10 protein-coding genes are annotated in these 10,577 nt (G+C 74.6%); 5 read left to right on the top strand and 5 right to left on the bottom strand.

Annotation, left to right across the window (positions count from 1 at the left end):
- Window positions 1-44: 44 nt before the first annotated feature.
- Entirely contained in the window at window positions 45-2,378 is a 2,334-nt protein-coding gene (locus tag QC029_RS29650; RefSeq protein ID WP_279558937.1) for an RICIN domain-containing protein, read from the bottom strand.
- Between the two features lie 225 nt (window positions 2,379-2,603).
- Complete coding sequence (locus QC029_RS29645; RefSeq protein WP_279558936.1) at window positions 2,604-3,917, bottom strand: YncE family protein; 1,314 nt, start codon at window positions 3,915-3,917, stop codon at window positions 2,604-2,606.
- A 143-nt stretch (window positions 3,918-4,060) separates the two neighbouring features.
- On the opposite strand from QC029_RS29645, the gene QC029_RS29640 reads away from it, so the two are divergent.
- The gene (locus QC029_RS29640) at window positions 4,061-4,828 is read left to right on the top strand and encodes a class I SAM-dependent methyltransferase (protein WP_279558935.1); all 768 of its coding nucleotides are present in this window, start codon (window positions 4,061-4,063) and stop codon (window positions 4,826-4,828) included.
- A 256-nt stretch (window positions 4,829-5,084) separates the two neighbouring features.
- On the opposite strand, the gene QC029_RS29635 is transcribed toward QC029_RS29640, so the two are convergent.
- Window positions 5,085-5,792, bottom strand: coding sequence for a hypothetical protein (locus QC029_RS29635; protein WP_279558934.1), 708 nt, complete (start codon window positions 5,790-5,792; stop codon window positions 5,085-5,087).
- A gap of 219 nt (window positions 5,793-6,011) precedes the next feature.
- On the opposite strand from QC029_RS29635, the gene QC029_RS29630 reads away from it, so the two are divergent.
- Together QC029_RS29630 and QC029_RS29625 are read left to right on the top strand one after the other, a co-directional pair.
- Window positions 6,012-6,410, top strand: a complete 399-nt coding sequence (locus QC029_RS29630; RefSeq protein WP_279558933.1) for a hypothetical protein — start codon at window positions 6,012-6,014, stop codon at window positions 6,408-6,410.
- Between the two features lie 79 nt (window positions 6,411-6,489).
- On the top strand, window positions 6,490-7,200 hold the full coding sequence (locus tag QC029_RS29625) for a PAS domain-containing protein (protein WP_279558932.1): 711 nt from the start codon (window positions 6,490-6,492) through the stop codon (window positions 7,198-7,200).
- A gap of 83 nt (window positions 7,201-7,283) precedes the next feature.
- Here QC029_RS29625 and QC029_RS29620 read toward each other — a convergent pair whose 3' ends face one another.
- Both QC029_RS29620 and QC029_RS29615 read right to left on the bottom strand, forming a co-directional pair.
- Window positions 7,284-8,588: a phytase gene (locus QC029_RS29620; RefSeq protein ID WP_279558931.1), complete on the bottom strand. Its 1,305-nt coding sequence runs from the start codon at window positions 8,586-8,588 to the stop codon at window positions 7,284-7,286.
- A 172-nt stretch (window positions 8,589-8,760) separates the two neighbouring features.
- Window positions 8,761-9,291, bottom strand: a complete 531-nt coding sequence (locus QC029_RS29615; protein ID WP_279558930.1) for a GNAT family N-acetyltransferase — start codon at window positions 9,289-9,291, stop codon at window positions 8,761-8,763.
- A 317-nt stretch (window positions 9,292-9,608) separates the two neighbouring features.
- Between QC029_RS29615 and QC029_RS29610 the strand changes: the two genes are divergently transcribed.
- Together QC029_RS29610 and QC029_RS29605 are read left to right on the top strand one after the other, a co-directional pair.
- Window positions 9,609-9,968: a hypothetical protein gene (locus QC029_RS29610; RefSeq protein WP_279558929.1), complete on the top strand. Its 360-nt coding sequence runs from the start codon at window positions 9,609-9,611 to the stop codon at window positions 9,966-9,968.
- Window positions 9,969-10,071: 103 nt separating this feature from the next.
- Window positions 10,072-10,488: a CBS domain-containing protein gene (locus tag QC029_RS29605; protein ID WP_279558928.1), complete on the top strand. Its 417-nt coding sequence runs from the start codon at window positions 10,072-10,074 to the stop codon at window positions 10,486-10,488.
- The last annotated feature ends 89 nt before the right edge of the window (window positions 10,489-10,577 follow it).

The following is a 10,577-nucleotide window of genomic DNA, read 5'->3' as shown; positions in this document are numbered from 1 at the left end:
GGCCCGCCCGGCACGGGCGGGCCCCCGGGTCCCCGTGGGGGGTGTCAGCGCAGGTAGACGTTGGGCCGGGGCGGGAGGCTCATGCCGTGGCCGAGGAAGAAGCTCGGGTGGGGCGGCTGGTTGTAGGCGGTGTTCTGCCAGGCCAGCGCCACCCGGTACTGCGCGTCGTGGACCAGGGTGTGCAGCTTCAGGTCCGTCCGCGCGGTGGTGGCGTAGACGCGCAGCGCCGAGTTGTCGCTGTGCCGCCAGACGACCTCCTCGCGCCAGTCGCCGAACAGGTCGCCGGAGAGCACCGGGGTGGACTTCGTCCCGTTGCTGGAGGCCACTCCGCTGCCGGTCAGCAGGCGGGTCTCGCCGCCGGTGCCGTACTTGTCGATCCGGGTGCCGTCGAGCAGTTCGCGCACCGGGTCGCCGTCCCACCAGGCCAGGAAGTTGGCCGAGGACGGGTTGCGGCCGACGTTGCCGCCGGAGGCGTTGCGCAGCTGGGTCATGTTCGGGCCCGAGCCCCAGAACTCGGCCCCGGCGTTGCCCGCGTGGATGTCCCCGGCCGCGCCGCGTCCCGGGCCCTCCTGGCTGCCGCTGGTGGGCGTGCGGTGGATGACCTGGCCGGTGCGGGCGTCGTGGAGGTCGGAGCCGGGCTGGTTGCTCGACTCGTGGATGGTGAAGACCTCCAGGCCCGGACGGGAGGGCACGAGGTCGCCGACGTGCAGGGCGTCGCCGTGGCCGAAGCCGGTGGCGTACATCAGGGTGCCGTTGTCGTCGACCGTGGCCGAGCCGTAGACGATCTCCTGGCGTCCGTCGGCGTCCACGTCGGCGATGGACAGGTTGTGGTTGCCCTGGCCGTGGGCGGCGCCGTTGCCGGAGGTGTTGGAGTCGAACAGCCAGCGCCGGGTGAGCTTCCCGTCGCGGAAGTCCCAGGCGGCGATGGTGGCGCGGGTGTAGTAGCCGCGGGCCATGATCAGGGAGGGCCGGGTGCCGTCGAGGTAGGCGGTGCCGGCCAGGAAGCGGTCGACGCGGTTGCCGTAGGAGTCGCCCCAGGAGGAGACGTTCCCGCGGCCCGGCTCGTAGTTCACGGTGGACAGCGCGGCGCCGGTGAGCCCGTCGAACATCGTCAGGTACTCCGGGCCGGTCAGGACGTAGCCGCTGGAGTTGCGGTGGTCGGCGCTTCCGTTCCCGATGACGGTGCCGCGTCCGTCGCGGGTGGCGTCGGCGGTCTTCATGGCCACCTCGGCCCGGCCGTCGCCGCTGTAGTCGTAGACCTGGAACTGGGTGTAGTGCGCTCCGGCGCGGATGTTGCGGCCCAGGTCGATGCGCCACAGCCGCTGGCCGTTCAGCCGGTAGGCGTCGACGTAGACGTTGCCGGTGGTGCCGGACTGGGAGTTGTCCTTGGCGTTGTCCGGATCCCACTTGACGACGAGCTCGTACTGGCCGTCCCCGTCGAGGTCGCCGGGGGACGCCTCGACGGGGGTGTATCCGGAGCCGGGCGGGGAGAGCGGTATGTCGAGGTGGTCGCCGCCGGTGAAGCGCAGCGAGGGCTCGGAGGCGGCCTGTTCGGCGCCGCCCACCACCGCGCGCACGGTGTAGGTGGCGTCGGCGGGGGCGCCGGAGTCCAGGTAGTTGGTGCTGTCGGCGATGGGCGAGGAGTTGACCCTGGTCGAGCCGCGGTAGAGGTTGAAGGCGACGTCGCGGCCCTCGGTGCCCAGCAGCCGCCAGGACACCAGGTTGCCCGAGCCCGAACGGACCGAGACCAGGCCCCTGTTCAGGTCCTCCATCTGCACGGCGTTCCCGGCCGGGGGCTCCTCGGTGCCCGGGTCGCCGTCCGCCCTCACCAGGCTCCACTGCTGGTTGGCGGCGCCGGTGTCGGTGTACTGGGAGATCCGGGCGCCGTCGGCGGTGGACCGCTCCCACACGTCCAGCGCCTTGCCGCTGTTGCGGTTGATCAGCCGTACGTGGCCGCCGTCGGAGTCGGCGACGCGGAACTGCTGGTTGTACCCGTTGGTGTCGTCCCACTGGACGACGTCGGCGCCGTCGGCGGTCGAGCGGGCCTCGACGTCCAGCACCTTGCCGCTGTGGCGGGCCATGATCCGGTACCAGCCGTCGCCGGAGGGGACGAACCGGAACTGCTGGTTGGTGCCCGACCCGGGGGTCCACTGCACCACGGCCGCGCCGTTGTCGGTGGAGCGTCCGGAGACGTCGATCGCCTTGCCGCTGTGGCGGGAGACGAGCCGGTAGTAGGCGGAGGTGTCGATCTCGGCGGCGCCGGCGTCCTGCGCGGGCAGGACGACGAGCGAGACGGCGGCCAGCAGTACGGCCAGTGCGGCGGCGTACAGCCCTCTCAGGCGGGAGGGGGGTCGTGCGGCTGTGCTGTGGGCAGGCATGGCGGCTCCTTGTCGGGGGGTGGCGCACCCACGGGTGGGGAAGAGCCTTGATGAATCGATTCATCGACGCGCCGGGCGCAGCCGTGCGCGCCAGAGGCGCCGACGAAGGGTGTGGGAGCGCTCCCGTGACGATAGAGGCGGCCTTCGCGGGACGGCAAGAGGCGTGCGCGGAAAGGCGCGTGCCCTCTCCCCGCCCCGGCCCCGGGGCGGGGAGAGGGGCGCGGATCAGCCCGCCGAGGGCCCCGTCCACCCGGCCGGGACGTGTCCCACGCGCACCCGCTGCGGGTGGTCGCCGACGGGTACGGAGGCCACCTTCCGGCCGGTCGCGAAGTCGATCGCGGTGACCTGGTCGGCCCCGCTCTCGGAGACCACGCAGTGCCTGCCGTCACCGCTCACCGTCGCCCAGTACGGCTTGGAGACCGTCACCAGCGGCCCCTCCTCCAGCGTCCCGCGGTCCACGACGGTGGCGTAGTCGTCCATCGTCCCGGCGACGCACAGCCTGGTGCCCCGGGGGTTCATCGACATGCCGTGGTGGCGCGAGTCGTTGACCCAGGTGGTGCGGTCGTCGTCCGTGGCCGGGTTCTTCGGGAGCTCCTTCAGCCGCGTGATCTGGTCGGCGGCCACGTCGTACTCCAGGAAGCCGTTGAAGAACGACACCTGGAAGTAGAGCTTCGACTCGTCGGGCGTGAAGGCGACGGGCCGCACCGCGTCGGAGAGGTCCTTGCGGCCGAAGGCGTCCAGCCGCTCGCGCATGTCGATCACCTTCACCCGCTCGAAGGTCTCCGCGTCGACGACGGTGATGCGCCGGTCGCCCTTCGTCCAGTCCAGCCAGGGGGCGTCGAGGTCGTTGTTGACCTCGCCGATGGACATGTTCCAGATGCGCCGGCCGCCGTCGGTGAAGACGTTCTCGTGCGGCTTGTCGCCCGTCCCGAACGACCCCACCTCCCTCCCCGTGGCGATGTCGAGGACGTGGACGGTGTTGGACGTGGACGCCGACACGGCCACGCGGCGGCCGTCGGGCGAGACCGCCATGTGGTCGGAGCGGTAACCGGAGACCGGGAAGCGCCAGTTGACCTTCCCCGTCGCCACGTCGATCGAGACCACGTCGGCGAAGCTGGGGCGGGAGACGACGACGGCCGAGCCGTCCGGGGTGGAGTACATGTCGTCGACGTACTGGTCGTGGCCCTCGCCGACGGTCTGGCGGATGCCGAGGAAGAAGGCGAGCCTGATCGGGTTGAGGTAGATCTCCCGCATCCGCTCGCCCTTGTCGGGGATGACGTTGATCCGGCCGACCCTGGCGTAGTCGCCGGTGGACTCGATGACGTCGGCGGTCCCGTCCCAGTTGTTGCCGACGAACAGCACCTCGTTCAGGCCCCGGTCCGCCCCGGCCGTCCCCGCGCCGGCGGGCACGGCGGAGGCGGGCGCGGCGGCCGTGGCGGCCAGGACGAGGGCGGCGGCGCAGCCGGCGATCCCGGAGGACCGGCGGGAGGGACGGCGTCGCGGGGAGGGGCGGTGGGGGGATGACGGTGCGGGCGTCATGGCGCGCTCCCGGGTCGGACGGACGGATGCGGACGGACACGCGAGTTACCGGTGGTAACGTAGCGGCCCCGCGGACGGCTGGCCAGAGGTCCGGCGCCGGAAACCCGTTGCCCGCGCGGACCGGACTCCGGTCCAATGCCCCCATGCCCGCTCACGACGAGCACGTACGACGGAACCGGCGCTACTGGGACGGCGAGGCCGCCGCCTCCCACGGCCCGCTCGCCCGCGCCCAGTGGTCGCGCACCGAACCGGTCTGGGGCCTGTGGGCCACGCCCGAGTCCCGGCTCTCGCTGCTGCCAAAGGACCTGGCGGGACAGCGGGTGATCGAACTGGGCTGCGGCACCGCGTACGTCTCCGCCTGGCTCGCGCGGGCGGGCGCCCGCCCGGTCGGCGTCGACCTCTCCCGGCCGCAGCTCGCCACCGCCCGCGCCCTGCGGGAGGAGTTCGGCCTCCGCTTCCCCCTCCTCCTCGCCGACGCCGAGCGCGTCCCCTGCCGCGACGGCGCGTTCGACCTGGTCGTCAGCGAGTACGGCGCCTCGCTGTGGTGCGACCCGCGCCGCTGGATCCCGGAGGCCGCCCGGCTCCTGGCCCCCGGCGGGCGGCTGGTGTTCATGCGGTACTCGCCGCTGTTCGCGCTCTGCGCGCGGGCGGAGGGGCAGGCCTCGGCGTCCCTGCTGCGCCCGCAGTTCGGCGACGGCGGCCTGGGGCGGCTGGAGCTGGGCGGGCGCGTGGAGTTCGTGCTGCCGCACGGCGAGATGATCCGCGTCCTGCGCGACTGCGGCTTCGCCGTCGAGGAGCTGACCGAGGTCCGCGCGCCCCGCCACGCGCACCGCGACTACGCCGAGGTCTCCGCCGGCTGGGCCCGCGACTGGCCCTGCGAGGAGGTGTGGAAGGCCCGCCTGGAGCGGTGAGGCTCCTGCGCGGCGCCGACGCGATGACCGGCCTCACGCTCCGGCCGTCCCGCCGGCCCCCTCCCGCGGGAGGCCGGCGTGCCCGTCGCGGCGGGCGTACCCCCGGACCACGCGCGGCACCACCGGCCGCGGCGACAGCCCCTGGCCCGTGCGGCCGTGACGGGCGGTCACCTCCGGCGGCCCCGCCCCCGCTCGTTCCGGCGCGCGTGCCGCTCGTCCCGGCCCGCCGCGAACGCCTTGCCGCGCCTCGAACGCCTCAGCGCGCCGCCTCGTGCGCCACATCGAGGATGATCTTGTTCTCGCCCGTGGTCACCCGGAAGCCCGCCCGGCCGTCGCCCCGGGGGTCGACGCCGACGCCGAAGAGCGTCTCGCCCTCGAAGTAGCTCACCAGCCGCAGCTCGCGGATGACGGGGGTGCTCCTGCCGCCGTCGTCGAAGTCGGGGTCCGGAACGGCCCTGAGGAAGGAGATCCTCAGGTTCTGGTCGCCCTTGAGGGAGATGACGTCGCCGGAGCCGTCCTGGTGCAGCGTGTCCACGTACTCGGCGACGAACCGCGGGGTGCCCTCGTCGAAGTCGAAGACGACCCGGTCGTAGGTGTCGTGGATCCCCACCCGCACCCCGCGCAGCTCCGGGAAGTCGTTCACGCCCGCGTCCCGGGCCTCCCCCGTCCTGCGGGAGGTGTCCCGCAGCACCACGCCCCCCGGCTCGCCCGTGGAGGGCTGGGACGACGGCGGCGACGGCGGGGGCGACGGCGGCGGGGAGGCGGACGGGGGCGCGCTCGTGGGCGCGGAGGGCGAGGCGCTCCGCCCGGCGTCGCCGGACTCGCCGGATCCCCCGGACCCGCCGGCGCTCCGGGACTGTCCGGCCGTCGGAGCCGTGCGCCCGTCGCCCCCCGCCCCCTCTCCCCCCTCCGCCCCGCCGCAGGCCGTCGCGAGGAGGGCGGACGCGAGGGCGATCACGGTCATGGTCGTCATGGTCGTACGACGTGTCACTGCGCGCTCCCGAACGTAGGCGGCCGGACTCGGGCGGGCCGGACCCACCGGGTCCCGGGGCCCCGCCCGTTACTGCTCTGTTGCCGTGTGGGCGGATGCCAACCACGCGACCCTCACAATCCAGCCAAAGGCGCCCTTCCCTCCGGATCGCCCACGACCCGCGCCTTTCCGGCCTCCCTCACACTGGACACCATGGACGACTGGCTGTTCATCGTGAAGCCCTCGGACGCGGCGGCCGACGGCGGGCCCTCCGCCAAGGACCTCTACCTGGAACTCGCCCGGACCGCCCCCGAGAGGGAGTGGTGCCTGTCGAGGCGGCGCCGCATGGCCGCCGGAGACCGCCTGTGGGTCTACTTCGCCTCCCCCGTCCGGGAGGTCGCCGCGATGGCCGAGATCGGGGGCGAGCCCTACGAGGTGCCCGGGAACGCGCGGCAGCCGTGGAAGTTCCCGGCGACGCTGCACCTGGAGGCGACGCGCAGCCTCCACCGCGACCCCGTCCCCCTGCACGCCCTGGCCAACCGGCACCCGCAGGGCGTCACCCGGGTCGGGCCCGCCGACCTCGCCCTGCTGCTGAGGCACGCGGGCCTGTGAGGGCGGGCCGCGGCGGCGGGGACCGCCGCGGGCGGGGACGGGACGCATCGAACACGGGAGTCGGAGCACGAGTGGGTGCATGGCTCCGTCTCCCCCGTCCCCCGCCGACTTCGAGGCCGTATTCCGTGCCACGACCTCGCCCCTGCTCGTGCTCGGCACCGACCTGGTGATCCTGGAGGCCAACCGCGCATGCGAGGAGGCGACGTTCCGCGAGCGGGACGAGGTGGTCGGCCGGCACGTCTTCGACGCCTACCCCGCCGACCCGAACGACCCGGACGCGGACGGCGTGCGCAACCTGAGCGCCCTGTTCCGGCGCGTCCTGGAGAGCGGGGAGGCGGCGGCGCTGCACGTGCAGAGGTATGACGTCCCCTTCCGCGGCAGTCCGACCGGCTTCCGCGAGAAGTACTGGAGCCCGGTCAGCAGTCCCGCCCTCGACCCCGACGGCGAGGTCACCGCGCTCCTGCACCACGTCGAGGACGTCACCGGCTTCCACGAGGAACCGGCCCGCGTCGAGCGCGCCCACCGGCGGACCGACACCCCCACGGCCCGCACCCACACCGCCGTCGCCCGGCGCGGTTGCGAACGCCACCTGGCGCAGGCCGCGTACGACCTCAGGCGCTACCGGGAGTTGGAGGAGGCGGCCCGGCTCCGGCGGGCGATGAGCACGCGCGCGACGATCGACCAGGCCATCGGCCAGCGCACCAACACCAAGCTCCGCGACATCGCCGCCGGCCTGGTGCGCCTGGCCGCGACCGACCCGCCGGGCCCGCTCCTGCCGGACGTCCCGTGACGCCCGTGACGACCCGTGACGACTGCGGGGCCCTTGGCCGCTCCGGCCCGTGACGCGGCCCGGAGCGGTCGGCGGCCCGCCGCTCAGTCGTCGACGGCGTCCATGACGTCGGCGAGGTCGACGAACGTGAAGCCGGTCGCCTCGCGGTCGCCCTCGACGGGGGTCTCCCGCCCGTCCTGGACGACGAGCAGGCCGTCCGGGTACCTCGCTCCCAGCGGCGCGTTCAGCACGGCGGCGCCGTCGCACTCCTCGGATCCGTCGAGGGTGCGCGAGGCGGCCGTGACGCGGAAGCCGCCCTCGTACTCGTTGTCGTCGCCCGGCTCGCGGTCGTAGAGGGCGAAGGTGTCGTCGCCCTGGCTGGAGGCGAGCACGTACCCGTCCCCGTCGCGCTCGGTCAGCAGCGTCAGGCCCTCGACGTCGGCGGTCAGGTGCTCGCCGCCGTGGCCGGGGTCGGCGCCGGTCGGCAGGCACGCGTCGCTCTCCTCGTCGTACGCCGCCGGGACGCCGTACTCGCGGACCCTGTCGATCAGTTCGGGCGTGCCGGTGAGGTCGGCGCGCACCCGCCAGATGCCGACGTCCTCCTGCCCCGCGTAGAGCATGCCGTTCGCCGGGTCGACGACCATGCCCTCCACCTGCGGCAGTTCGCCCGGTTCGCCGCACGGCGCCCAGGTCGTGCCGTCGGGCAGGCGGAACTCCGCGGGCAGGTCCAGGGTGCGGACCGGGCGGTAGCCGACCGTGCCGCCGGCGCCGGCCGTGATCTCCAGCAGGGCGACGGTGGTGCGGTTGTTGCGGCTGACCAGGGCGTAGGAGCGGCCGGTCGCCCGGTCGGTCCAGGTGGCCAGGCCGTAGGCGGTCTCCTCCTCGTTGATCTCCTCCTGGTCCGCGGAGAAGACCGGCGCCGCCGCGGGGTCGGTGACGTCGGCGAGCGGGCCGCCGGGCCGGTCGCGGTCGATGCGGTAGAAGCGCAGCCGGTCGTGGCCGCGGTCGCTGACCACGGCGAGGTCGGCGCGCCCGGACGGCAGGCGCAGGCCGTGCAGGAGGTCGACGTTGTTGAAGCGGCCGGGGGCGTCACCGGGGGCGGCGGGCGGGGGCGCGGGGATCGACTGGATCCGGCGGGCGTCGAGGTCGTAGACGCGCAGCCCGCCCTCCTTGGCCGTGGCGACGACCAGGCTCCGCCCGGGGGCGGCGGCGTTGCGCCAGATCGCGGGATCGTCGGCGTCGGCGTTGCCGCCCTCCTCGTCGTCGTACAGCGCCTCCGTCTCGGCCCGGGGCGTGACGGAGGGCAGGGCGGACGACGCGGGCGTGCCCGCGTGCGCGGGCGCGGCCGGGGCCGCGAGGGCCGTACACAGCAGCAGGGCCGCCGGCCAGACTGATCGGCGCACGGTCACGGGCGTCTCCTCCGGGTCGGGGTGCGGGGCTCCGCACGAGACTGGGCCGGTGGAGTTGCCGGAGGGTTTCACTCCGCCGACGCGTACATGCCCAATGCCCGCACAGCGGGTCCGGGCGGCCGTGCCGGCCGGCCCGGGCCGATCCGGAGCCGCCGCATCCGCACCCGCGGGCTCATCTCCCCCGCTGGGCCGTCCTGGTGAGCCGGTAGCAGGCCATCGTCGCGTCACCGCCCCAGTAGCGCAGTCCGGCCTTCTCCAGCACCCGGGCCGAGGCGGGGTTGGACAGCTCGACGTTCGCGTACACCGTGTGGACGCCCGGCGCGGTCAGGGCGTGGGCCGCGATCGCGCGGGCGGCCTCGGTGGCGTAGCCGAGTCCGCGCCGCGACGCCACGATGCCGTACCCGAACTCCACGGTTCCCTCGCTCGGCGGCCAGAACAGTCCGACGGCCCCGACCACCAGGCCGCTCTCCCGCTCGACGACCTGCCGCTGGCCGTACGCGCCCGACTGCCCGGGGTGCTCGGCGATGTGACCGGCGATGACGCGGTCGCCCTCGGCGGGGAAGTCGTCGGCCCAGTGCGCCCGCCGCTCGCCGCCGAGGACGGCGGCGACCTCGCCGTCCGTCCACGTCCGCAGCACGAGGCGCTCGGTGACCAGATCCGTCCTGCCGGACGGGAGGGAAGGGGGCCGGGGGGAAGGGGACACGCGGCACTCCTGGTCGTTCCGTTCGGGACGACCGGGCCGCCGCGACTGCCGGCCGCGCGCGACCCGGCCATGAGCACGCCGGGGAAGGCCGAAGGAGGCCGGGAAGGCCGGGGCCGTCGACTCCCCGGGAGCGGCGGTCACGCGTCGTACGCGCTCCGGACCCTACCAGCGGGCGCCGGAACCGGCCGGACGGCCGTGGCGCCCCGTCCGGCGGCGGGCGAGCCGAACCGGGCCGGCCGGGGGCTGGCCGACGCGGGCGTCGGCCGTCCCCCGCACAAGGGCCGCTTGCCGTACGCGCGGCGGGGTAACCGGTGGGCGTGCCCACCCATCACGCCCATCACGGCGATCTCACCGACCGGGTCCGGCGCCTGCTCACGGCGGCGGGAGTCCGTACGGCCGACGGCGGCCCGCCGATACGCACGGCGCCGGCCGGGGTGGTGGTGTGCTGCGCCCCCTCCGGGGACCGCGCGCCCCGGGCGGGGGAGCGCCGCGACGGCGTCCCGGCCCGCACCACGCTCGTCGGCCTGCTCGTCGAGGCCGGCTGCACCGTCGCCCTGACCCCCGAGGACGACGGCATCCTGGTGCTGGCCGCACCGCGGTCGCCGTCGGCTCCGCCGTCCGGCGGCCCGCGGCCTCCGCGGACCACGGCAGAGCGGAATGCCGGTTTGGCCAGATGATGTCCGGTTATCCGCTTCTGGGAAGGGCCCGCGGGACGACGGCTCCGCCGAATCCTCCGCTCGCCCGGACGCCACTGACATCGCGGCACACAGGAGGACCACCATGCCGAAGGCACGCGAGATCATGACCGAGGGCGCCGAGTGCGTGGGCGCCGACGACGACATGCTGGAAGCGGCGCGGAAGATGACCGAACTCGGTGTCGGCGCGCTCCCGATCTGCGGAACCGACAACCGCCTGAAGGGGGTTGTGACCGACCGGGACATCGTCGTCAAGGTCCTGGGCGCCGGGAAGGACCCGTCGCAGGTCAAGGCGGGCGACCTGGCCCAGGGCGAGGCCGTGACCATCGGCGCCGACGACGACGCGGACGAGATCCTGCGCACCATGAGCGCCCACCAGGTCCGCCGGCTGCCGGTGATCGACGGACACGACCTGGTGGGGATGGTGGCGCTGGCCGACGTCGCCCGCGCGCTGCCCGACCGCGCGGTCGGCGACGTCCTGGAGGCCATCTCCGTCGACTGACCCCCGCGAGCCACCGGCGGAACGCGGCCGCGAGGCAGTGCGGGACGTGTACGGGAAGGGCGGTGGGGAGCACCGCAGCGGTGCTCCCC

It is taken from the genome of Streptomyces sp. DH37 (assembly GCF_029813835.1).
Classification (GTDB): Bacteria; Actinomycetota; Actinomycetes; order Streptomycetales; family Streptomycetaceae; genus Streptomyces.
This window is presented reverse-complemented; position numbering and strand designations above follow the sequence as displayed.

Coding starts and splice junctions, on each gene's coding strand:
- QC029_RS29625 (WP_279558932.1), top strand. CDS start 6,490: ATGGCTCCGTCTCCCCCGTCCCCCGCCGACTTCGAGGCCGTATTCCGT.
- QC029_RS29645 (WP_279558936.1), bottom strand. CDS start 3,917: ATGACGCCCGCACCGTCATCCCCCCACCGCCCCTCCCCGCGACGCCGT.
- QC029_RS29630 (WP_279558933.1), top strand. CDS start 6,012: ATGGACGACTGGCTGTTCATCGTGAAGCCCTCGGACGCGGCGGCCGAC.
- QC029_RS29640 (WP_279558935.1), top strand. CDS start 4,061: ATGCCCGCTCACGACGAGCACGTACGACGGAACCGGCGCTACTGGGAC.
- QC029_RS29605 (WP_279558928.1), top strand. CDS start 10,072: ATGCCGAAGGCACGCGAGATCATGACCGAGGGCGCCGAGTGCGTGGGC.
- QC029_RS29635 (WP_279558934.1), bottom strand. CDS start 5,792: ATGACCGTGATCGCCCTCGCGTCCGCCCTCCTCGCGACGGCCTGCGGC.
- QC029_RS29650 (WP_279558937.1), bottom strand. CDS start 2,378: ATGCCTGCCCACAGCACAGCCGCACGACCCCCCTCCCGCCTGAGAGGG.